This is a genomic window from Streptomyces sp. NPDC006193 (assembly GCF_040613915.1).
Lineage (GTDB): Bacteria > Actinomycetota > Actinomycetes > Streptomycetales > Streptomycetaceae > Streptomyces.
Window position 1 is genome coordinate 181,172 of sequence record NZ_JBEXTB010000004.1, and the last position, 21,951, is coordinate 203,122.

Below are 21,951 nucleotides of genomic sequence, written 5' to 3' on the forward strand. Positions count from 1 at the left end.
CCATGCCTCGCTACGAGTACCGCTGCCGGACCTGCGGCGACACCTTCGAAATGAACCGTCCGATGGCGCAGTCCGCCGCTCCCGCCAGCTGCCCCGCGGGCCACGACGACACGGTCAAGCTGTTGTCGACGGTCTCCGTGGGCGGCATTTCTCACACTTCCGCGCCGGCCCCGGCCCCCCGGGCCGGCGGGGGCGGGGGGTGCTGCGGCGGAGGGTGCTGCGGCTGAGCGGACGCCGCAGCGGCCCGCGGAACGCCCGCCGGCGGCCGTGGGCCCGCACCCGCCGGCCCGCGCCGTCCGCCCGCCCCGCGGCCCCGCCATGGTGGCGCACCTCATGGGCCCGCGCCCGCCGGCCCGGCGGATTCGGCCGGAAGCCGTCGGCCCGGGCCCGCCGGCCCCCGGGCCGCCCGCAGGAACTCCCGCACGATCCGTTCCCCGGCCAGCACCCCGCGCTCCGGCAGCGCGCTGATCCGCGGCGCCGTCCAGCCGGTGTCGGCCAGTTCGCCGTGCCCGGGGCGCCAGCCCCGGTCGGCGGCCAGCAGCAGGTCGGCGTCGAGCAGGGAGTCCCCGGCGGCCAGCGTCAGCTCCGCCCCGGCGCGGCGCGCGACCTCGCGGACGGCCGCGCTCTTGGTGAGGGGCTTCGGCACGGCGTAGATCTTGCGGCCCTGCAGCGAGACCGTCCAGCCGCGCTCGTCCGCCCACACCGCCAGCTCCTTCACCCAGTCGTCGGGCAGCAGCTCGCGCTCGACCACCAGATAGGCGAACAGGTCCTCGGCGACCCGGTGCTTGCGCACCCAGACCGGGTCGGCGGCCCGCAGCAGATGCTCGCGGACCTCCTCCAGCGGAGCGCACTCGTCGGCGAGCCGCGCCTGCACGCCCGCGTGCCAGTCGCCGTCGGTGACGCCGTCGACCAGCAGATGGCCGCCGTTGGCGCAGATGGCGTACTTCGGCGGCGGTCCGGGCAGGTTGATGCGCTGGTACTGCTTGCGGGTCCGGGTGGTGGCCGGCACGAAGACGGCCGTGTCGCCGAGCTCGGTGAGCAGCCGGGCCGCGGTCTCGGTCAGGTAGGACAGCGGCCTGGCCTCGTGCACCTCCACGCACAGCAGCCGGGGCGCCCGCGGGTCCGGCATGGTCAGGGCCAGGGCCGCGGAGGAGTAGATCAGCGTGCGGTCGAGGTCGCTCGCCACCAGCACCGGCATCACGCGTTCACCGCCCTGCCGTCGGCGCCGGTGGCCCCGCGCGTGTACCGCGGGTGGATCAGCCCGACGCAGCGGTACGGCAGCTCCCCGACCTCCTCGACCGGCACCCCGCGCTGCTCGGCGAGCAGCCGCACGTGGTCCAGGTCGGCCCCGGCGCCCGCCCGCGCGAGGATCTTCCACGGCACCCGGCGCAGCAGCACCCGGGTGGTCTCGCCGACGCCCGGCTTGACGAGGTTCACGTCGTGGATGCCGTACTCCTCGCTGATCCGCTCCACGGCCCGCCAGCCCGCCCAGGTGGGCGAGCGGTCCTCGGTCAGCAGTTCCTTGACCTCGGTGCCGACCGTGTCCGCGACCTCCGGGAAGCGGGCGGAGACGGCGTCCAGGAAAGCGACGGAGCAGTCGGCGCCGGCGAGCTCGCGGTAGAACTTGGCGCCGTGGTAGTCGTGCGGGCCGACCAGGTCCGCGCGCAGGACCGTGCGCGAGATCAGACCGGAGACGGTGGAGTTCAGGCAGGCGGAGGGGATGAGGAAGTCCTCGCGGGTGCCGTAGGTGCGCACACAGGAGCCGGGGTCGGCGAGGACGGCGATCTCCGGGTCGAAGCCCGTGATGCCGGTTCGCTCCTCGAACGCCGCGAGGGCTTCGGCGAGTTCGCGGGTGATGGCGCCCTTGCCGGTCCAGCCGTCGACGAAGACCACGTCCCGGGGGTCGTGGTGGGCGGCGAGCCAGCGCAGCGCGTTGGCGTCGATGCCCCGGCCGCGCACGATGGAGACGGCGTAGTGCGGCAGGTCCAGGCCGTGCCGGAACCGCGCCCAGCGGCGCATCAGGATGCCGACCGGGGTGCCCGCGCGGGCGAGGGAGACCAGGACCGGGCGCGGGGAGCGCTCGGTCAGCACCAGGTCGGTCACGGCGCCGACCGCCCGCGCGATGCGCGCGGCCGAGGCGTCCAGCGCCGCGTGGAACAGCTCCTGGTAGCGCTCGCTGGGCTGGTACTCCACCGGCAGCGACTCGGCGTAGTGCGCGCCGCCGCTCTGGATGGCCTCCTCCCGCTCCTCGGTCGGCGCCTCCAGGGTGACGTCGGAGAGGTCCTGCAGCAGCCAGCCGACCTCCTCGGGCGCGTAGGAGGAGAAAGCGGGGCCGCGGAGGGGCTCGGGCAGCATGGCCGGCCTTTCGGGAGCGTGCGGGACGTACGACGGGACGACCGCGAGCAGGACGTGCGGCACGTGCGCGGCGAGGCGGGCGAGCAGGCCGTCGGGTGCGTGCAGGGCGGGGGTGTCGGCGACGGAGTCGACGACCGCGACGACGGCGTCGAAGCCGCCGCCGGCCACGTTGTAGGCGTAGCGCTCGCCGGGGCCGTCGGCCGGGTCGTCGTGGGCGGGGAACACCAGGCGGCTGCGGATGGCGTACCCGGGGTCGTCGACCGCGAGCACCGGCGACCGGGTGGTGGTGGAGAACCGCACCTCGGCCGGTGTCCGCTCCTCCAGCGCGCGGGCGAGCCGCAGCGGGGCGTACATCAGCTCCTCGCAGCCGAGCACGAGCACGCGGCGGGCGCCGGCGGGCAGGGCGGCGGCCGTCCGGGCGGCCATCCCGGGGAGCGCGGCCTCCAGCCGGGCCCGGTGGGCGGGGGTGAAGCCGTGCCGTCCGCCGTCGGGGAGGCCGGGGGGCCAGCGCAGGTCGACGCGGACGGCCTGCGCTCCGTGGGGGGCGCGGGCCGGGGCGCGGTCCGGCTCCGCCGTGCGGGCGCGGCCGGCCGGCCCGGACCCGTGCCCGGCCGCCTCGCAGCGCTCGACCAGTTCCCGTCCCTTCTCCAGCACGTCCGGCGGCAGACGCACCGTCCCGGACGCGGTGGCGACCAGGTCCACCCGCGCCCCGATCTCCCCGGCGAACCGTTTCATCCGGGCGAAGTCGTCGGCGGAGCGCATGTCGACCAGCGCGACCACGACGTACCGCCGCCGCGGGTACCGCTCGTGCAGGTCGCGGATGGTGTTGAGGACCGTGTTGCCGGTGGAGAACTCGTCGTCGACCAGCACCAGCGGCCCGTCACCGGCCAGCAGAGCGGGGTCTTCGGGCAGCAGCAGGTGGGTCGTGGCGTGGGAGTGCGCCTCCTCGAACCCGCCCGCGGGGGCGACCCCGGCCACCGGCCGCCGTGTGGAGTGCAGATACGGCACCTGTCCGAGCCCGTCGGCGACCGCGTGGCCGAGCCCCGTCGCGGTCTCCGCGTAGCCGAGGACGACGGCGGTGGCCGCCTCGGTCCCGAGCAGCGCGGCGACCCGGCGGCCGAGCCGGAGACCGTGGCCGTGGACCACGGACGGCGACTGGGGGACGTGCTTGCCGAGGACGTTCGAGACCAGCAGGTGGGCCCGCTTGGGGTTGCGGCGCAGGGCGAGCCCGAGCAGGGCCGGCAGCCCGTCGTCGCCCACGAGTTCGACCCCGAGTCGCTCGGCGACCCAGCGGCCGGACCAGACCCCGTCGTTCACTGCGTTCTTCATGCGTTCCTTGGAGAGGTGGGGAGGGTCAGCCGGGTATTCCGGCGGCGAGCAGTTCCACGAAGCCGACGTCCTCGTGGGCGACGCCGAACACCTCGGCGCGCAGCAGGGTCCGCTCGGCCCAGGCGCGGTGCGGTTTCACTTCGTTCATCTTGTTCGTGTAGGACGAGCGGAGTACACCCCCGCCGCCGCGTTCCGGCCGCAGGATGTCCTGGGCGTCGCTGTACTCCTCGTGGCTGACCACCGAGAGCGCGTGGACGGGCAGGACGTGGGAGGGGTGGATGCAGGTCTTGCCGAGCAGGCCGTTGGCCTGGTCGAGGGAGATCTCCCGGAGCAGGCCGTCCATGGCGTGTTCGATGAGCTTCTCGCGCAGCTCGACCGCCTGCACCTCCAGGAAGGGGCTCTGCCGGAGCTGCGGTTTGAACATGCGCTCGGAGGCGCGGAAGTACTCCCAGACGGGACCGGTGACGGTGAAGCCGGTGCCGTCGGCCCGGCCGAGCATGTTCACGACGTCGGCGATCACCGAGGCCACGATCTGCACGTCGTAGGCGGTCATGTCGGGGGCGCGGCGCAGGCCGTAGGAGGAGCAGAAGTCGGTCACGCCGAGGCGGAGGGCCAGGACCCGCTCGCGGTACTTGTCGACCGCCCGGAAGACGCCTTCGAGGGTCTCCACGCGGGACTCCAGGTAGAGCAGCTCGGGGGACTCCAGGACCGGCATGGCGAAGAGGCGCCGGCCGGCCGTGCCCTCGGCCGCGGACAGGGCCTCCAGGAAGGGTATGCCGCGTTCCTCGGTGAACTTGGGCAGCACGAATCCGGACAGCAGCCGCACGGACGGGCCGAGCCGGCGGACCAGGTCGGGGATCTGCCCGGGGGCGCGCACCCGGATGAACAGCAGCGGCGGCTCCACGCCGGGCCGGGCGGCGAGGTCGGCGAACTGGCGGACCAGGTTCTCCTCGGCGGCCACCACGTCCGCGTCGCCGATCGAGTCCTCCAGGCACAGCACCATCGAGACCACGCCGTTTCCGGCCTGCCGGACGATGTCGTCGGCGAGCCTCGGCCGGGTGGCCGGGCTGTACAGCGTGGCGCCCAGCGCGGCGGAGAGCAGCCGGGCCGGCGAGTCGGCGGTGAACGCGCACGGCTCCCGGTGGAAGAGGCGCTGCCGCACCTCGGGGGCGATGTGCCCGAAATGACGCATGGGACTCCCTCAGGATGCGCGCCCGGTCTGCGGGGTCGGTAAAGGGTGGCCGGTAATAGTACGTAGGGAGCCGTGTCCGGGGTTCCCGGCGGACGTGAATTCACGGTGACCCGCCGGTGTCGGCGGCCCTGCCCCCCGCATTGTCGTGACCAGGACCGAGAAGGCAGGATGACCGCATGACGCACGCGATGCTGAAGGGGTCGAACGTCCCGCTGGAGGCCACCACGGTCCGCGCCGTGCTGCGCTGGACGCCCGGGCAGGGGGTCCCGGACGTGGACGCCTCGGCGCTGCTGCTGGGCCCCGACGGCCGTGTGCGCTCCGACGAGGACTTCGTCTTCTACAACCAGCCCAGGCACCCCTCCGGGACGGTGTGGCGGCTGGGGAAGAAGCGGGTCTCCGAGGGGCTGACCGACACCATCCAGACAGACCTGACCGCCGTCGAGCCGGGCGTGGGCCGGGTCCTGCTGGTCGCCTCGGCGGACGGGGTCCCCTTCGACCGGGTGCCGTCGCTGTGCATCCTGCTGTACGACGCGGCGGCCGCCGGCGGGGAACCGCTGGCCCGGTTCGACGTCAAGCCGGAGACCGGCGCGGAGACGGCGCTGATCTGCGGTGAGCTGTACCGGCGCGGGGAGGGCTGGAAGTTCCGGGCGCTGGGCGAGGGCTATTCCAACGGGCTGAAGGGGCTCGCCACGGACTTCGGCATCTCGGTGGACGAGTCGGAGGCGGCGGAGGAGAGGCCGCCGGCCGGGCCGGCCTCGCGGCCGCTGCCTCCGGAGCTGCCGACGTCCGCGCTCCCCGCACAGCCGACGTCCGGGATGCCCGCGCAGCCGGCGTCCGCGCTTCCCGCGCAGCCGACGTCCGGGGTCCCCGCGCAGCCGGCGTCCGCGGTCCCGTCGCAGCCGGGGTACGGATATCCGCAGGCGACCTCGGGGCAGCCGGCGTACGGGTATCCGCCGCCGCCTCAGCCGGTGGCCGCGGGGCCGGACCCCGACTTCCGGCTGCCGCCGCAGGGGCCGCAGTTCCTCGGCCGGTGACCCGGCCCCGGCCGCCGGCGGGGCGCCGGGGCGCGCGGCGTCACCTGTCCACCTTGGTCTTGTAACCGCGGCCCCACTGCAGTCCCCACCCGTAGAGGCGGTCGAGTTCGCCCTGGAAGCCGTAGACGAACTTGACCTCCCGGCGGACGATCAGTTCGTCCTTGACGTTCTCGATCATCACCACGGCGCAGGAGCGGGCCTGGGGGTGGCGTTCGTCCAGGCCGATCTCGACGCGGGGGCCGTTGCTCGGATAGAGGGTGACGACGGCGTGGGTACGGTCGAAGGCGGGTGTCTGGTCGTAGATGTAGACGAAGACCAGCAGCCGTTTGATGGCGTCCCGGTGGTCGAGGTTGACGTACATCGTCTCGCCGGATCCCGAGCCGAACCGGTCGTCGCCGCTGAGTTTGATGTACGGCGGCGCGTTGACGTCGCCCAGGTAGCCGCCGAGCGGCTGGACGACCCCCTTGGTGCCGTCGGCCAGCTCGTACAGGCAGCCGAGGTCGAGGTCGACGTTGACCATGCTCTGCCCGTGGCCGAGGATCTCCGGCGGCTTCAGCGCCCGCAGCGGGTGCCGGAGCAGACTGGCGCGCCGGATGCCGTCGTAGTCGGAGGTCCGCATCCGCCAGGTGAGGTTGATCCGCAGGTGGCCGGTGGCCGCGTCCTGCTTGGTGAGCGACACCGCCTGGTGCCGCCTGGTGAGCTCGATGGCGTTGGTCGAGGCGTTGCCCGAGTCGAAGTCGGCGGCGCGCCCGCCCAGCAGCCCGTCCAAGAAACCCATTCCCGCCCCCAGGTGCCCGGTACTCGTCTAGACGCCGTCGGGGCGGCCGAGCGCGTCGGCCGCCCCGATCGAAGCGTTCCTCACCGGAAGGGGCGTCACACCCCGTCCCGTCCCTGATCCTGCCCGTAGGGGGGAGCAGGGGCCCTGCGGGGTCAGACTCCGGACGAGATCTCGGCCTTGTCGTCGGAGCCGGCCTTCCCCTCCGCGTCCGCCAGGGCGCGGTTGCGGCGGACGGAGGACCAGAACGACCAGGCGATCAGGACGACGCCGACCAGGCCGGTGACGACCTCGTTGATCTGGTACTGGATGGTGACCATGAGGATCACGGCGAGGGCGCCGATGGCGTAGTGGGCGCCGTGCTCCAGGTAGACGTAGTCGTCGAGGGTGCCCTGGCGGACCAGGTAGACGGTCAGCGACCGGACGTACATCGCGCCGATGCCGAGGCCGAGGGCCATCAGGACGATGTCGTTGGTGATGGCGAAGGCGCCGATGACGCCGTCGAAGGAGAAGGACGCGTCCAGGACCTCGAGGTAGAGGAACATGAAGAACGCGGCCTGGCCGGCCAGGACGACCGCCGAGCGCTGCTTGCCGGTGCGGGCGGCCTCTTCCTCCTCCTCGTGCTCGCGCTCCTCCTCTTCCTCCAGCTTGTCCTCGAAGTAGCCGGAGAGGCCGCCGACGACCATGTAGGTGATGAGGCCGGCGACACCGGCGATCAGCACCGTCTGGGCCTTGTCGGCGTGGGCGCCGCCGTGCTGGTGGGCGTGGGTGGCGAAGGTGAAGGACGTGATCAGCAGGACGATCAGGGAGATGCAGACCGACAGCATGTCGACCTTGCCGAGCTTGGCCAGGGGCCGCTCCAGCCAGGCGAGCCACTTGATGTCCCGGTCCTCGAAGATGAAGTCCAGGAAGATCATCAGCAGGAACATCCCGCCGAAGGCGGCGATCGCCGGGTGGGCGTCGGTGACCAGCTGCTGGTACCGGTCCTTGTTGTTGAGCGCGAGGTCGACCGCCTCGATCGGGCCCATCTTGGCGCTGACCGCGACGATGACGACGGGGAAGACCAGCCGCATGCCGAACACGGCGATGAGGACGCCGACCGTGAGGAAGATCTTCTGCCAGAAGGCGGACATCTTCTTCAGGATCCCGGCGTTGACCACCGCGTTGTCGAAGGACAGCGAGATCTCCAGGACGGCGAGGATCGCCACGATGCCGAAGGCGGTCCACCCCCCGTAGAACGCCGCCGCGACCAGGCCGAGCGCGGTGACCGCGAACGACCAGCCGAAGGTTTTGAGAAGCACTGGCTACCCCATCATCTGTCGGGGGTCCCTCCCACACCGTGTGTGGGGGAGGATCTCCCCCGCGCCGTACGCACTTTTACGAAACGTTGACTCCGAAGTCTAGAGCGATGCCCCGCAGACCCGACGCGTACCCCTGACCCACCGCCCGGAACTTCCACTCGCCCTGGTAGCGGTACAGCTCGCCGAAGATCATGGCGGTCTCGGTGGACGCGTCCTCGCTGAGGTCGTACCGGGCCAGTTCCCGGCCGTCGGCCTGGTCGACCACACGGATGAAGGCGTTGGAGACCTGGCCGAAGGTCTGGCCGCGCTCGTCGGCCAGGTGGATGGAGACGGGAAAGATGATCTTCTCGCACTGCGGAGGCACCTTGGCGAGGTCCACCAGCAGGGACTCGTCGTCGCCCTCGCCCTCACCGGTGAGGTTGTCGCCGGTGTGCTCGACCGAGCCGTCGGGGCTGGTGAGCTGGTTGTAGAAGACGAACCACTCGTCGCCCAGCACCCGGTTCCCGGAGCCGCACAGCAGGGCGCTGGCGTCCAGGTCGAAGGGGGCGCCGGTGGTGGACCGCGCGTCCCAGCCGAGCCCGATCATGACGTTGGTGAGGTTCGGTGCGGCCTTGGAGAGGGAGACGTTGCCCCCCTTGGCGAGTGTGACGCCCATGCTGGTCCTCCCCTGGTGGTGCTTCCCTGGTTGTCCTGCGCGTCCGGCGCCGCCCGTAAACGGTGCGGCGCCGGACCGGAGGCGATCCGGCGTCAGACGTTGACGCCGAAGTCCTGGGCGATGCCGCGCAGGCCCGAGGCGTAGCCCTGGCCGATGGCCCGGAACTTCCACTCCGCGCCGTGCCGGTACAGCTCGCCGAAGACCATGGCGGTCTCGGTGGAGGCGTCCTCGCTCAGGTCGTACCGGGCGATCTCCTGCCCGTTGGCCTGGTTCACGACGCGGATGAAGGCGTTGCGGACCTGGCCGAAGGACTGCTGGCGGTTCTCGGCGTCGTAGATCGACACCGGGAAGACGATCTTCTCCACGTCGGCCGGGACACCGGCCAGGTCGACCTTGATCTGTTCGTCGTCGCCCTCGCCCTCACCGGTGAGGTTGTCGCCGGTGTGCTCGACCGACCCGTCGGGGCTCTTGAGGTTGTTGAAGAAGACGAAGTGCTGGTCGCTCGCGACCTTGCCGGAGTTGTCGAGCAGCAGCGCGCTGGCGTCGAGGTCGAAGTCCGTGCCGGTGGTGGTGCGCACGTCCCAGCCCAGACCGACGATGACGGCGGTCAGGCCCGGGGCCTCCTTCGTCAGCGATACGTTGCCGCCCTTGCTGAGGCTGACTCCCACGGGTCCTCCATGTGGTGTCCTGGGGCGGGGAGCCCCGTCGTGCTTCGGATAGGGGATCAACGTGCCGATCCTAGTGACGGGTTCCCGCCCGCCGCAGGCCCCGCACCCGGCAAGTCGCACCGGTGCCGGGCCGCCGGCCGGCTCAGAGGGTGTCGAGCGCCTGGATGTAGTCGTTCAGGTCGCGGGCGTCCGGCAGGCCGTTCACCACGGTCCACCGCACGACGCCCTCCTTGTCGATGATGAAGGTGCCCCGGACGGCACAGCCCTTGTCCTCGTCGAAGACGCCGTAGGCGCGCGAGACGTTGCCGTGCGGCCAGAAGTCGCTCAGCAGGGGGTACTCCAGGCCCTCCTGCTCGGCGAAGACACGCAGGGTGGGGACGGAGTCGTTGGACACGGCGAGCAGCTGGGTGTCGCGGTCCGTGAACCGCGGCAGGTTGTCGCGCAGCTCGCACAGCTCGCCGGTGCACACGCCGGTGAAGGCGAAGGGGTAGAAGAGCAGGACCACGTTCTTCTCGCCGCGGAGGTCCGAGAGCCTCACGGTGCGGCCGTGGTTGTCCTTGAGCTCGAAGTCGGGCGCCTTGTCGCCGACCTGGATCGCCATCGTCGTGCATCCCTTCGGTGGGCTGTTCGGGTGGAGGGGCGCAGCACACGCCGGGGTCCACCCTACGCAGCGGTCACCGGGGCGCCGGACGGGCGGGCGTGCCCGGCCCGTCCGGCGGCGGGACGGTCACCTCTTGGACTTGGCCGCCTTCGGCGTCGCCAGCCGGCTGCCGCTCCAGTCCTTGCCGACGCTGACGCTCTTGGAGGCGGTCAGGCCGGCCGTGGTGGCGGCGTCCTGGATGTCGCTCGGCTCCACGTACCCCGCACGGCCGGTCTTCGGCGTGAGGAGCAGGATCGCGCCGCCCTCTTCGATGTACGTGGTGGCATCCACCAGCGCATCCGTCAGGTCGCCGTCGTCGTCACGGAACCACAGCACAACGGCGTCGGCCACGTCGTCGTAGTCCTCGTCCATGAGGTCGCCCTCGATGGCTTCCTCGATGGCCTCGCGGAGCTCCTGATCGACGTCGTCGTCGTAGCCGATCTCCTGGACCACCTGCCCGGGCTGGAACCCCAGCCTGGCGGCAGGGTTCGTCCGCTCCTCCGCGTGGTCCGCGGTCGCGCTCACGGGTTGCCTCCTGATCATGTCTTTGAATGGGGGTGCCCCCTGCTCCTGTGAGCTCGGGGGAATCTCAGCCACGCGCGTGCGCGAAGCATTGGCCGTAGTCCACACGGGCGGGACGGATCGCGCAAGTACCCGGCCCCCGGGACCGCCGAAACGGTGACGATCCCGACCGTGTCGCCGCAACTCCTGGCACCGTATCCCGGCTCGACGTGGCCCGCATCACTGCGATGTGCCCGGTTTGCACCGTTCGGAATCATCCACCCTTACGCAGCTCGAACAACTTTGCCAAGCGCGTCACACCCCGGGCGTATCGTTGCGTTTTGACCGGTGCAGGTGACGTACGCCGTCCTGAGGTACACGATGGGGAACGGTGTAGGCAGGTGCAGAAACAAGGCCCTCTGACAGGTAAGGAACAGCGTGGCTTCCGGATCCGATCGCAATCCGATCATCATTGGCGGCCTTCCGAGTCAGGTTCCTGACTTCGATCCCGAGGAGACCCAGGAGTGGCTCGACTCCCTCGACGCCGCCGTCGACGAGCGCGGCCGGGAGCGGGCCCGCTATCTCATGCTCCGCCTGATCGAGCGGGCGCGCGAGAAGCGCGTGGCCGTGCCCGAGATGCGCAGCACGGACTACGTCAACACGATCCCCACCAAGAGCGAGCCGTTCTTCCCGGGCAACGAGGAGATCGAGCGCAGGATCCTCAACGCGACCCGCTGGAACGCGGCCGTGATGGTCTCCCGGGCCCAGCGCCCGGGCATCGGCGTCGGCGGGCACATCGCCACCTTCGCCTCCTCCGCGTCCCTGTACGACGTCGGCTTCAACCACTTCTTCCGCGGCAAGGACGAGGGCGACGGCGGCGACCAGGTCTTCTTCCAGGGCCACGCCTCCCCGGGCATCTACGCCCGCGCGTACCTGCTCGACCGGCTCACCGAGGACCAGCTCGACGGGTTCCGCCAGGAGAAGTCGAAGTACCCGGACGGCCTGTCCAGCTACCCGCACCCGCGCTCGATGCCGGACTTCTGGGAGTTCCCGACCGTCTCCATGGGCCTCGGCCCGCTCGGCGCCATCTACCAGGCGCGGATGAACCGCTACATGGAGGCGCGCGGCATCGCCGACACCTCCAGGTCGCACGTGTGGGCGTTCCTCGGCGACGGCGAGATGGACGAGCCGGAGTCGCTCGGCCAGCTCTCCCTGGCCGCCCGGGAGGGCCTGGACAACCTGACCTTCGTCGTCAACTGCAACCTGCAGCGGCTGGACGGCCCGGTGCGCGGCAACGGCAAGATCATCCAGGAGCTGGAGTCGGTCTTCCGGGGCGCCGGCTGGAACGTGATCAAGCTGATCTGGGACCGCTCCTGGGACCCGCTGCTCGCGCAGGACCGCGACGGCGTCCTGGTCAACAAGATGAACACGACCCCGGACGGGCAGTTCCAGACGTACGCCACCGAGTCCGGCGCCTACATCCGCGAGCACTTCTTCGGCGACGACCACCGGCTGCGCGCGATGGTCGAGAACATGAGCGACCACCAGATCCTGATGCTGGGCCGCGGCGGTCACGACCACCGGAAGATCTACGCGGCCTACAAGGCGGCCCTGGAGCACAAGGGCCAGCCGACGGTCATCCTGGCCAAGACGGTCAAGGGCTGGACGCTCGGCCCGAACTTCGAGGGCCGCAACGCCACGCACCAGATGAAGAAGCTGACGGTCGACGACCTCAAGCGCTTCCGGGACCGCCTGCACCTGCCGATCTCCGACAAGGAGCTGGAGTCCGGCCCGCCGCCGTACTTCCACCCGGGCCGGGATTCGGAGGAGATCCAGTACATGCACGACCGCCGCAGGTCGCTCGGCGGTTACGTGCCGACCCGCGTCGTGCGCTCCAAGGCGCTGGCCCTGCCGGACGACAAGGCGTACGCGACCGTGAAGAAGGGCTCGGGCCAGCAGTCCATCGCGACGACCATGGCCTTTGTGCGCCTCCTCAAGGACCTCATGCGGGACAAGGAGATCGGCAAGCGGTTCGTGCTGATCGCGCCGGACGAGTACCGCACGTTCGGCATGGACTCCTTCTTCCCGAGCGCGAAGATCTACAACCCGCTCGGCCAGCAGTACGAGGCGGTGGACCGGGACCTGCTCCTGGCCTACAAGGAGTCGCCGACCGGCCAGATGCTGCACGACGGCATCTCCGAGGCGGGCTGCACGGCCTCGCTGATCGCGGCGGGCTCGGCGTACGCCACGCACGGCGAGCCGCTGATCCCGGTGTACGTCTTCTACTCGATGTTCGGTTTCCAGCGCACCGGCGACCAGTTCTGGCAGATGGCCGACCAGCTGGCGCGCGGTTTCGTACTGGGCGCGACCGCGGGCCGCACCACGCTGACCGGCGAGGGCCTGCAGCACGCGGACGGCCACTCGCAGCTGCTGGCCTCCACGAACCCCGCGTGCGTGGCGTACGACCCGGCGTACGGCTACGAGATCGCGCACATCGTCCAGGACGGCCTGCGCCGGATGTACGGCAGCTCCCCCGAGCACCCGCACGGCGAGGACGTCTTCTACTACCTGACCGTGTACAACGAGCCCATCCAGCACCCCGCGGAGCCTGCGGACGTGGACGTCGAGGGCATCCTCAAGGGCGTCCACAAGATCAGTGAGGGCGCCGGCGGCTCGGTCCCGGCGCAGATCATGGCCTCCGGTGTCGCGGTGCCGTGGGCGCTCCAGGCGCAGCGGCTGCTCGCCGAGGAGTGGAACGTCAGGGCGGACGTGTGGTCCGCGACCTCCTGGAACGAGCTGCGCCGCGAGGCGGTGGAGTGCGAGGAGCACAATCTGCTCCATCCGGAGGAGGAGCAGCGCGTGCCGTACGTGACGCGCAAGCTCAGCGGGTCCGAGGGTCCGTTCGTGGCCGTGTCCGACTGGATGCGGGCGGTTCCGGACCAGATCGCGCGGTGGGTGCCGGGCACCTACCAGTCGCTGGGCGCGGACGGCTTCGGCTTCGCCGACACCCGCGGCGCGGCGCGGCGCTTCTTCCACATCGACGCGCAGTCGATCGTGGTCGCGGTGCTGACCGAGCTGGCCCGGGAGGGCAAGGTCGACCGGTCCGTGCTCAAGCAGGCCGTCGACCGGTACCGGCTGCTGGACGTCTCGGCGGCCGATCCGGGGACCGCGGGCGGCGACGCGTAACCGCCGCGCCGGCCTGAGGCCGCGGCGGGGCAGGGGGATCCGCGGGTCCGGGCGGGGCCGGGCGCGCGGATCCCGTCGCGCGGTTCCCCGCGCCCCTTCGGGCGCTGCCCTTACGGTTTCTTTACGATGCCGTCATGGAGCAACTGTCGGCGCAGGCGCGGTGGGAGCGGCGCACCGAACGGCCGCTGTTGGCGCTCGCGGTGGCCTTCGCCGCCGCCTACGCGGTGCCGATCGTGGACGTGTCCGCAGGTCACTTCCTGACGGCCGTCTGCACGGCCGTGGAGTGGGTGGTGTGGGGGGCGTTCGCCGTCGACTACCTGGTGCGGCTCGCCCTCGCCCCGCGGCGCCGGGAGTTCGTCAAGCGGCACTGGCCCGACCTGTGCGCGGTCGTGCTGCCGATGCTGCAGCCGCTGCGGCTGCTCCGGCTGGTGTCCACGCTGATGCTGGTGGGGCGGCGGGCGCGGATGGCTCCGCAGATCCGGCTGACCACGTACGTCGTCGGGTCCGTGGTGGGATTGCTGATGTTCGGCTCGCTGGCGGTGCTGTCGGTCGAGCGGGGATCGCCGCGCGGGAACATCCGGACCCTGGGCGACGCGGTGTGGTGGTCGTTCACCACGATGACGACCGTGGGGTACGGGGACCACGCGCCGACCACGGGGCTGGGGCGGGTGATCGCGGTCGGGCTGATGCTGTCCGGGATCGCGCTGCTGGGCGTGGTCACCGCGAACATCGCCGCGTGGTTCATCTCGCGCTTCGAGATGGACGACGTGGAGGAGCGGCGGCAGACAGAGGCGATCGCCTCCCTGGCGGAGGAGGTGCGGCTGCTGCGGGCGGAGGTGGCGCGGCTGACGGAGGAGCAGAGGGAACGGCGCTGACGCGGCGCCCGGGGACGGCGCCCCGGGAACCGCACGGCCGGCCCCCGCCGCGGCCGCGCGGTGCGTCCGCGTCCGCGCGGTGCGCCCGCGGCGCGACGGGGAGCGGCCGCCCGCTACACCAGGCCGTGGCCCCAGGTCGCCGCGCCCGCCAGGGCGACGATGGCGAGCAGCGTGTCGATGGCGCCCAGGATCAGGGCGACCAGGGCGGGGACGTTGCCGTCGTTGGACCACTTGCGGCCCATCGACTGCCAGCCGCAGAACATCGCCGTCGGGCCGAGGACGATGCCCAGTGCGAAGAAGCCGGCCACCGCGCAGATCGTGCCGATGATCCCGAGCGTCGCACGGTCCGGCCCGGTCCGCCGCCACGTCCGGCCGCGTGACCGGGGGTACCCGCGCGTTCCCTGCCCGAAGCCCGCCATCATCAACTCCCTGAGGTGCAGTGCCAGTTCGGCTTCGATGGGCGGGTACCCCGGTTCGGCTCCGGCAGACCTGCGCGCGCTGCCCCCCTCCAGCAGCGCGCGCCGCGGCCCGGCGGTCCTCCCGTCCCCTGCGGAGGAGTTGACCCACTGTGACCTGCGGCGCGCGCCGGGGGCGAGGGATCTTTAGCGCAGTCACCCTGATAGGCGAACCCCGCCGGCCCCGACCGGCTTTAGATGTGGCCCACGCCCGCGCCCGCCTCCGCGTTGGCGCCCCGCTTGGTGAGCAGCGCGACCAGCACGGCGACCGCCGCCACGCCGGCCGCGACCAGGGAGGCGAGGCCCATGCCGGAGACGAAGGTGTCGTGGGCGACGGCGGCGATCTTCGCGGCGATCGGCCCCGGCGTGCCCTTCGGCACCGGGGCCACCCCCACCTGGACCGCCTCGGCGGCCTGGTCGAGCTGGTGCGGGGTCAGCTTCGGCAGCCCGGCCCGCGCCCAGTTGCCCGGCAGGTCGTTGTCGACCTTGGAGGCCATCACCGCGCCGAGGACCGCCGTGCCGAGGCTGCCGCCGATCTGCATGGCCGCCTGCTGGAGTCCGCCCGCGACACCGGACAGCTCCATGGGGGCGTTGCCGACGATGACCTCGGTGGCGCCGACCATGACCGGCGCGAGGCCGAGGCCGAGGAGCGCGAACCAGACGGACATCACACCGCTGCCGGTGTCGGCCTCGAGCGTCGACATGCCGTACATGGCGACGGCGGTGGCGGCCATGCCGCCGGCCAGCGGGATGCGCGGCCCGAGCTTGGTGATGAGCGCGCCGGCGAGCGGTGAGCCGACGATCATCATGCCGGTGAGCGGCAGCAGGTGCAGTCCGGCGTCGATCGGGCTCATGCCGTGGACGTTCTGGAGGTAGAAGGTCACGAAGAACAGGCCGCCCATGAAGGCGATCGCCATGAGGACCATCAGGACCACGCCGGCCGACAGCGGGACGGAGCGGAACAGGCCGAGCGGGATCAGCGGTTCGGCGACCTTCGTCTCCCAGAACGAGAACAGGCCGAAGAGCAGGACGGACGCGACGATGAACGCCCACGTCCGGCCGTCGCCCCAGCCCCAGGCCGGCGCCTTGATGAGCGCCCACACCAGGCAGAACATCGCGCCGGACAGCAGGGCGATGCCGAGCAGGTCGAAGGAGCGGGGGGCGTTCTCGGCGCGGTGGTCGAGCAGGATCAGCGCGCCCAGGACCAGGGCGAGCACACCGACCGGCACGTTGATGAAGAACACGGACTGCCAGTTGACGTGCTCGACCAGGACGCCGCCGAGGATCGGGCCGCCCGCGGTGGAGGCGCCGATGACCATGCCCCAGATGCCGATGGCCATGTTCAGCTTCTCGGCCGGGAAGGTGGCCCGCAGCAGGCCGAGCGCGGCGGGCATCAGCAGCGCGCCGAACAGACCCTGGAAGACGCGGAAGGCGACGACCGCGGCGATGCTGTCGGACAGGCCGATGGCGCCGGAGGCGGCGGCGAAGCCGGTGACGCCGACCAGGAAGGTCTGCCGGTGGCCGAAGCGGTCGCCGAGCTTGCCCGCGGTGATCAGGGTGACCGCGAGGGCGAGGAAGTAGGCGTTGGTGATCCACTGCACGTCGGCGAAGGTGGCGTGCAGGTCGTCCCGGATGGCCGGGTTGGCGATGGCCACGATGGTGCCGTCGAGGGCCACCATCATGACCCCTACGGCGACGGTGAGGAGGGTGAGCCAGGGATGGCCGCGCAGGCCGGCGGCGGGAGCCGGGGCCGCCCCGTCCCCCGGCCCCGTCGCGTCGATGGCGGTCTGACTAGTCATACTTCGAGGCTAGTGACAGCCGCTGACAGTTGACAATCCAATTCACTAGTCGGTAACTGACACCACCCGGCGCGTTCAGGCCGGGCCGGAAGGACAGGGGGCGACGAGACGCACAGGCGGGGAAGAGAGGCCATGGAGACGCTGCGCGAACGCAAGAAGCGGCGTACCCGGGAGGCGCTGCTGCGGGCCGCTCTCGAACTGTTCACCACCCAGGGGTACGAGCGGACGACCGTCGACGAGATCGCCGCGGCCGTCGACGTCTCGCAGCGCACCTTCTTCCGCTACTTCGCGGGCAAGGAGGACGCCGCCTTCGCGGTCCAGGACATGACGGAGGCCGTGTTCGTGGCGGCCGTGCGGGCGCGTCCGCCGCACGAGGCGCCGATGACGGCGCTGCGGCAGGCGTTCCTGGAGGGCTGGGAGACGTTCCGCGAGACCGTGGAGTCGGCCGTCCCGGTCGAGCTGTACCTGCGGATGTACCGCACGATCGACACCACGCCCGCGCTGCTCGCCGCCCATCTGCGCCGGTCGGCGGCGACGGAGGAGACCGTCGCGCGGGTGCTGGCCGAGCGGGAGGGCGTGGACGTGGACGCCGATCCGCGGCCACGGCTGGCGGTGGCCGTGTTCAGCGGCGTGCTCAGGGTCTCCGAGCGGCAGTGGTCCGCCGGCCGGGACGGCGGTCTGGAGGCGATCCGCGCGCTCACCGCGTCGTACCTCGATCAGGTGGGTTCGGCTCTGACCGGGCACTGGCGCGCCTCCTGAGACCGCCGGCGGACCGGCGCACCCGCGAGACACCCGGAAAGCGGAAAGCGCACGCCGAAACCGTGATCCCTGTCACTCGGTTACCCCGAGACCCTCTCGTTCTCCTAGTGTGTCCTTCCAGTGACTTCCTTCGACACCTCCCCGCGACTCGACGTCTGGCGTGCGCTGCCGGCCCTGGCCGTGGTGTTCGTGATGCTCGCGACCACCGGCTGGACCGCCCTGCGCAGTCACCGGGAGTCGACCTCTCTGCAGGCCTCGCTCGCCGCGTGGGAGCACGGCAGCATCCACGGCCGCCGTCTGCCGGACCCCGCGGCGGCCCCGGCGCGCCTCGCCCGCTTCTTCACCTCCCTCACCCCGCGCGAGCGCGACCGCCTCGCCCACCGCTACCCGCTGGCGGTCGGCAACATGAACGGCGCCCCCGCCCCGCTGCGCTACCAGGCCAACCGCATCGCCATCGACCAGGCGCGCAGGGCCGAGAAGAAGCGCATGCACGACGACCGGCTCAGCACCGCGGGGCAGCAGGACGCGGGCCGGCGGATGGACCGTTACCGGTCCTTGCTGCGCCCCGGCCGGCACATCCTGGCCTTCGACCCCGAGGGCTCGGGCCGGGTCGCGGAGGTGTTCGGGGACCTCACCACGGCCCAGCGGGTCTCCGTCGTGGTCCCCGGCGTCGACACCGACCTGCTGACCTTCCAGCGGACCTACCGCCGCTACAGCGCCCCGGTCGGCATGGCCGAGGCCCTCTACGCGGCCGAGCAGGCGGCCGGCCCCACCATCCGCACGGCGGTGATCGCCTGGGCCGACTACACCTCCCCCGACGGCCTGGGCGTGGACGCGGCCACCGGTCTGCGCGCCCAGGAGGGCGCCCTGCGGCTGAACGCGCTGCTGCGCGCCCTGCCCGGCCGGTCCACGGTGTCGATGTTCTGCCACAGCTACGGCTCGGTGGTCTGCGGGGTCGCCGCGCCCGGCATGCCCCGCCGGGTGGCCGACATAGCCGTGGCCGCGAGTCCCGGCATGCGCGTCACCCGGGCCGCCCACCTGCGCACGAAGGCCCGGGTGTGGGCCATGCGGGACGCCACCGACTGGGTGCAGGACGTGCCGTACCTGGAGCTCGGCGGCCTCGGGCACGGCGCGGACCCGGTGTCCTCGGCGTTCGGGGCGCGGGTGCTGTCGGCGCGGGACGCCCGGGGCCACGGCGGCTACTTCGAACCGGGCACGGACAGCCTGCGCAACCTCGCCGACATCGGCGTGGGCGCGTACGGCGCGGTGACGTGCGCGCGACAGGACGAGGCGTGCCGGTCCGGCCTGTCCGGCGCGACGACGGCCGGACGCGCGTAGAGACAGCAGGAAGTGCGGTCCGCGCGGGTGGCGACTCAGGGGCACGTGCCGCATACGATGAGCCGCATGGGTGACGTACTGGCGGGGTTTCATGCCGTCTGGGAGTTCGAGTCCGACTCCGTGCTCATCCGCTACGAACGGGGGATACGGACACCGAAGCTGTTCCAGGCGCTCGGCGAGCGGCGCATCCCGCTGTCCGCGGTCGAGGCGGTGGGTCTCGCACCGGGCAAGCGCGGCACGGTCGTGCTGCGGCTGCGGCCCCGTCCCGGCGCGGACCCGCTGATGGACGCGGCCGACGGCCAGCTGAAGGAGGGCTCCGACCCCTACCGGCTGGTGCTGCCCGCCGAGCGGGAGGCCCTCGCCGAGTACTACGCCGACGAGCTGAAGGGCCTGCTGACCGAGTCCGGGCCGGCCGAACGGCACCTGGTGGCGGCCCCCGAGGCGCCGCTGCAGTTCAAGGCGTACGACGGGAAGGCAACCTTCGACGGGACGTCGGTGCAGTTCCGCTGGTCCTGGACGGGGGCGTCCTCGGCGAAGTGGAAGGCCGGCGACCAGAGCTTCCCGGTGAGCGGGCTGAGCGGGGTGGAGTGGCGCTCGCCGGAGATCTTCGAGGGGCATCTGCGGCTGCTCCCCCGCGACCCGGGCGCCGGGCGGCCCGCCCAGCCGGACCAGGATCCGGCGTCGGTGGTCTTCGGGCTGGGGTACGGGCCGGTGCACGAGTCGCTGCCGTTCGCCGCGGCCGTGCTGGCGGCGGTGCGGGCCCGCGGGCCGGCGCCCGCGGCGCCGGCCCCGTCGCGGCGCGACCCCGCGGACGTCGCCGAGCGGATCCGGCACCTCGGGGAGCTGCACCGGGCCGGGCTGGTCACCGACGAGGAGTTCGCCGGCAAGAAGGCGGAGCTGCTGGCCGAGCTGTAGCGACCGCGGCAGGTCCGCGCGCCTACGCCTCCGCCGCGTAGAAGCTGATCTTGCGGTCGAGGACGGCGAGCGTGTCCTGCAGTTCCGCGATCCGGCCCAGGACGTCCCGGCGGGTGGCCTCCAGCAGCGCCCGCCGCTGCGGGTAGGTGCCCTCGCCCTCGCGCACCAGCTCCGCGTAGCGGACCATGTCCGCCACCGGCATGCCGGTCAGCCGAAGCTTGGCCACGAAGTCCAGCCAGTCCAGGTCGCGGTTGGTGTAGCGGCGCTGGCCGGTGTGCGAGCGGTCGATGTGCGGCATCAGACCGATGCGCTCGTACCAGCGCAGGGTGTGCGCGGTCAGACCGGTCAGGGCGACGACCTCGCTGATCGTGTAGCGGTCCCGGCCGTCGGGGCGAGGAGGGCGGCGCGGCGGGCCGGAGCAGCTGTCGGCGAAAGTGGCCTGCTCGGTCGCCGCTGGCGTGGTCTGCATCACCGTCATGGGCTCCACGCTATGACCTTCGAGTGGACTTCAAGCAAGCGGATAAGGGGGATTTCGGCAGGACGGGGAGCCGGTGACCGGGGAGCCGGTGACCGGCATGCGGCCGCCGCGGCGCGCCGCATAGGCTCGGCGCATGTCGTTGCAGAGCCTGACGCTGATCGAGAACTGGCCCGTCCCCTCCGCCGCGGCGGGCGTCGTACGAGCCGACGGGACCGTCCTCGGGACGCACGGCCCCGCCGGGCGCCGCTTCCCGCTCGCCTCCGTCACCAAGCCGCTCGCGGCCTACGCGGCGCTCGTCGCCTACGAGGAGGGCGCGGTCGAGCTGGACGAGCCGGCCGGCCCGCCCGGGTCGACGGTCCGTCACCTGCTCGCGCACACCTCCGGGCTGGCCTTCGACGAGCACCGGGCGACGGCGCCGGCCGGGGAGCGGCGGCTGTACTCCAACGCCGGGTTCGAGCAGCTCGGGGACCACATCGCCAAGGCGACGGACATTCCGTTCGCCGAGTACCTGCGGCAGGCCGTCCTGGAGCCGCTCGGGATGACGTCGACGTCGCTGGAGGGGTCGCCGGCGAAGGACGGGGTGTCGACCGTGCAGGACCTGCTGCGGTTCGCGGCCGAGGTGCAGGCGCCGCGGCTGCTCGATCCGCGGACGGTCGCGGAGGCGATGACGGTGCAGTACCCGGGCCGCAAGGGCGTGCTGCCGGGGTACGGGCACCAGAACCCGAACGACTGGGGGCTGGGCTTCGAGATCCGGGACGGCAAGTCGCCGCACTGGACGGGCGGCTCCTCCTCGCCCCGGACCTTCGGGCATTTCGGGCAGTCCGGTACGTTCCTGTGGATCGACCCCGACGCGGGCGTGGCCTGCGCCGCGCTGACGGACCGGGCGTTCGGCCCCTGGGCGATCGAGGCGTGGCCGGCGTTCACGGACGCGGTGCTGGCGGAGCTGCGGGGCTGACGCCGGCCGGGAGCGGGCCGCGGGGGCGCGCGGGACGCCGCGCGGGCCCGCCGGGCGAGACCCCCCTACGGCTCCATCTCCCACAGCAGCAGTTCCGCGGCGGTCACCCCCACCGCCCCGAGACCCTTCTCCGCCGTGATCCGCGCCGCGTCGCCGGCGCCGAGCCGCTCCTCCCCCAGCAGCACCTCGCCCCGCACCACGTGCGCGTACACGTACGCCGCGTCCGGCACGGCGGTCCGCTCCCCCGGCTGCAGGCGCCGGACGTGCAGCACCGCGCCCGCCGCCGGCACCGGGCAGGGCTCGGTGCCGGCGAGGCCGCGCACGATCCGGTACGACGGCGCGCCGACCGGCTCCCGCGGCGTCAGCCACATCTGCAGGAAGGTCAGCGGTGCGGCGCCGTCGTTGCGTTCGGCGTGGCGGACGCCCGCCGCCGCGCTGAGGTGCTGGACGTCTCCGGGGCGGACCGTCGTCTCACGGCCCGTGGAGTCGCGGTGGGTCAGCTCGCCCTCGACCACCCAGGTGACGATCTCGGTGTGGCTGTGCGGGTGTTCGCCGAACCCGGCGCCCGGCGCGAGCCGCTCCTCGTTGCAGGCGATCAGCGCGCCGAAGCGCAGATTGCCCGGGTCGTAGTGCGGGCCGAAGGAGAAGGCGTGGCGGGTGTCCACACCGGCCTGCGGATCCCCTCCGCGGTAGCGCTCGCCGGCGCGCCGTACGTCCATCACGGGCACCACGTTAGCCCCG

21 protein-coding genes are annotated in these 21,951 nt (G+C 72.3%); 8 read left to right on the top strand and 13 right to left on the bottom strand.

The features are described 5' to 3' along the window. Window positions 1-2: 2 nt before the first annotated feature. Window positions 3-227: a zinc ribbon domain-containing protein gene (locus ABZ261_RS06240; protein WP_356855833.1), complete on the top strand. Its 225-nt coding sequence runs from the start codon at window positions 3-5 to the stop codon at window positions 225-227. 104 nt (window positions 228-331) lie between these two features. Here the strand turns inward: ABZ261_RS06240 and ABZ261_RS06245 are convergent, their stop codons facing one another. Genes ABZ261_RS06245 through ABZ261_RS06255 form a run of 3 tightly spaced genes read right to left on the bottom strand, consistent with a single transcriptional unit; the run spans window position 332 to window position 4,876 of the window. Then, on the bottom strand, window positions 332-1,198 hold the full coding sequence (locus ABZ261_RS06245) for an HAD family hydrolase (RefSeq protein ID WP_356855835.1): 867 nt from the start codon (window positions 1,196-1,198) through the stop codon (window positions 332-334). Beyond that, complete coding sequence (locus tag ABZ261_RS06250; RefSeq protein WP_356855837.1) at window positions 1,198-3,684, bottom strand: phosphoribosyltransferase; 2,487 nt, start codon at window positions 3,682-3,684, stop codon at window positions 1,198-1,200. Before ABZ261_RS06250 ends, ABZ261_RS06245 begins: the two co-directional genes overlap by 1 nt. Window positions 3,685-3,709: 25 nt before the next feature. Beyond that, window positions 3,710-4,876, bottom strand: coding sequence for an HpcH/HpaI aldolase/citrate lyase family protein (locus ABZ261_RS06255; protein ID WP_356855839.1), 1,167 nt, complete (start codon window positions 4,874-4,876; stop codon window positions 3,710-3,712). A 176-nt stretch (window positions 4,877-5,052) separates the two neighbouring features. Between ABZ261_RS06255 and ABZ261_RS06260 the strand changes: the two genes are divergently transcribed. Next, window positions 5,053-5,910 carry a TerD family protein gene (locus ABZ261_RS06260; RefSeq protein WP_356855841.1) on the top strand — a complete coding sequence of 286 codons (858 nt, stop codon included), beginning with the start codon at window positions 5,053-5,055 and terminating at the stop codon, window positions 5,908-5,910. 40 nt (window positions 5,911-5,950) lie between these two features. On the opposite strand, the gene ABZ261_RS06265 is transcribed toward ABZ261_RS06260, so the two are convergent. The 6 genes from ABZ261_RS06265 to ABZ261_RS06290 all read right to left on the bottom strand — a co-directional run bounded on the left by ABZ261_RS06265 (window position 5,951) and on the right by ABZ261_RS06290 (window position 10,474). Next, window positions 5,951-6,688 carry a Tellurium resistance gene (locus ABZ261_RS06265; protein WP_356855843.1) on the bottom strand — a complete coding sequence of 246 codons (738 nt, stop codon included), beginning with the start codon at window positions 6,686-6,688 and terminating at the stop codon, window positions 5,951-5,953. A gap of 152 nt (window positions 6,689-6,840) precedes the next feature. Then, the gene (locus ABZ261_RS06270; RefSeq protein WP_356855845.1) at window positions 6,841-7,986 is read right to left on the bottom strand and encodes a DUF475 domain-containing protein; all 1,146 of its coding nucleotides are present in this window, start codon (window positions 7,984-7,986) and stop codon (window positions 6,841-6,843) included. 76 nt (window positions 7,987-8,062) lie between these two features. Further along, window positions 8,063-8,641 carry a TerD family protein gene (locus ABZ261_RS06275; protein ID WP_356855847.1) on the bottom strand — a complete coding sequence of 193 codons (579 nt, stop codon included), beginning with the start codon at window positions 8,639-8,641 and terminating at the stop codon, window positions 8,063-8,065. Between the two features lie 92 nt (window positions 8,642-8,733). Then, entirely contained in the window at window positions 8,734-9,309 is a 576-nt protein-coding gene (locus ABZ261_RS06280) for a TerD family protein (RefSeq protein ID WP_356855849.1), read from the bottom strand. Window positions 9,310-9,451: 142 nt separating this feature from the next. Beyond that, entirely contained in the window at window positions 9,452-9,910 is a 459-nt protein-coding gene (locus tag ABZ261_RS06285; RefSeq protein ID WP_356855851.1) for a peroxiredoxin, read from the bottom strand. A 126-nt stretch (window positions 9,911-10,036) separates the two neighbouring features. Further along, window positions 10,037-10,474, bottom strand: coding sequence for a DUF3052 domain-containing protein (locus ABZ261_RS06290; RefSeq protein WP_356855853.1), 438 nt, complete (start codon window positions 10,472-10,474; stop codon window positions 10,037-10,039). A gap of 414 nt (window positions 10,475-10,888) precedes the next feature. On the opposite strand from ABZ261_RS06290, the gene aceE reads away from it, so the two are divergent. Further along, window positions 10,889-13,636 (top strand): pyruvate dehydrogenase (acetyl-transferring), homodimeric type, encoded by a 2,748-nt coding sequence (gene aceE / locus ABZ261_RS06295; protein ID WP_356855855.1) that lies wholly within the window; start codon window positions 10,889-10,891, stop codon window positions 13,634-13,636. 134 nt (window positions 13,637-13,770) lie between these two features. Beyond that, entirely contained in the window at window positions 13,771-14,511 is a 741-nt protein-coding gene (locus ABZ261_RS06300; RefSeq protein WP_356855856.1) for a potassium channel family protein, read from the top strand. Window positions 14,512-14,624: 113 nt separating this feature from the next. Here ABZ261_RS06300 and ABZ261_RS06305 read toward each other — a convergent pair whose 3' ends face one another. Together ABZ261_RS06305 and ABZ261_RS06310 are read right to left on the bottom strand one after the other, a co-directional pair. Beyond that, a complete protein-coding gene (locus ABZ261_RS06305) occupies window positions 14,625-14,930 on the bottom strand; it encodes a small hydrophobic protein (RefSeq protein WP_356855858.1) in 306 nt (101 codons plus the stop codon). 230 nt (window positions 14,931-15,160) lie between these two features. Continuing rightward, a complete protein-coding gene (locus tag ABZ261_RS06310; protein WP_356855860.1) occupies window positions 15,161-16,765 on the bottom strand; it encodes an MFS transporter in 1,605 nt (534 codons plus the stop codon). Between the two features lie 132 nt (window positions 16,766-16,897). On the opposite strand from ABZ261_RS06310, the gene ABZ261_RS06315 reads away from it, so the two are divergent. The 3 genes from ABZ261_RS06315 to ABZ261_RS06325 all read left to right on the top strand — a co-directional run bounded on the left by ABZ261_RS06315 (window position 16,898) and on the right by ABZ261_RS06325 (window position 19,777). Beyond that, window positions 16,898-17,524: a TetR family transcriptional regulator gene (locus tag ABZ261_RS06315; RefSeq protein WP_356855862.1), complete on the top strand. Its 627-nt coding sequence runs from the start codon at window positions 16,898-16,900 to the stop codon at window positions 17,522-17,524. Window positions 17,525-17,644: 120 nt separating this feature from the next. Beyond that, complete coding sequence (locus ABZ261_RS06320; protein ID WP_356855864.1) at window positions 17,645-18,862, top strand: alpha/beta hydrolase; 1,218 nt, start codon at window positions 17,645-17,647, stop codon at window positions 18,860-18,862. Window positions 18,863-18,928: 66 nt separating this feature from the next. Then, window positions 18,929-19,777, top strand: a complete 849-nt coding sequence (locus ABZ261_RS06325; protein ID WP_356855866.1) for a DUF4429 domain-containing protein — start codon at window positions 18,929-18,931, stop codon at window positions 19,775-19,777. Between the two features lie 22 nt (window positions 19,778-19,799). Here the strand turns inward: ABZ261_RS06325 and ABZ261_RS06330 are convergent, their stop codons facing one another. Further along, complete coding sequence (locus tag ABZ261_RS06330; protein WP_356855868.1) at window positions 19,800-20,255, bottom strand: MerR family transcriptional regulator; 456 nt, start codon at window positions 20,253-20,255, stop codon at window positions 19,800-19,802. Window positions 20,256-20,388: 133 nt separating this feature from the next. Here ABZ261_RS06330 and ABZ261_RS06335 point away from each other — a divergent pair, with 133 nt between their 5' ends. Continuing rightward, window positions 20,389-21,210 carry a serine hydrolase domain-containing protein gene (locus ABZ261_RS06335; protein WP_356855870.1) on the top strand — a complete coding sequence of 274 codons (822 nt, stop codon included), beginning with the start codon at window positions 20,389-20,391 and terminating at the stop codon, window positions 21,208-21,210. Window positions 21,211-21,275: 65 nt separating this feature from the next. On the opposite strand, the gene ABZ261_RS06340 is transcribed toward ABZ261_RS06335, so the two are convergent. Next, the gene (locus ABZ261_RS06340) at window positions 21,276-21,929 is read right to left on the bottom strand and encodes a pirin family protein (RefSeq protein ID WP_356856150.1); all 654 of its coding nucleotides are present in this window, start codon (window positions 21,927-21,929) and stop codon (window positions 21,276-21,278) included. Between the last annotated feature and the right edge of the window lie 22 nt (window positions 21,930-21,951).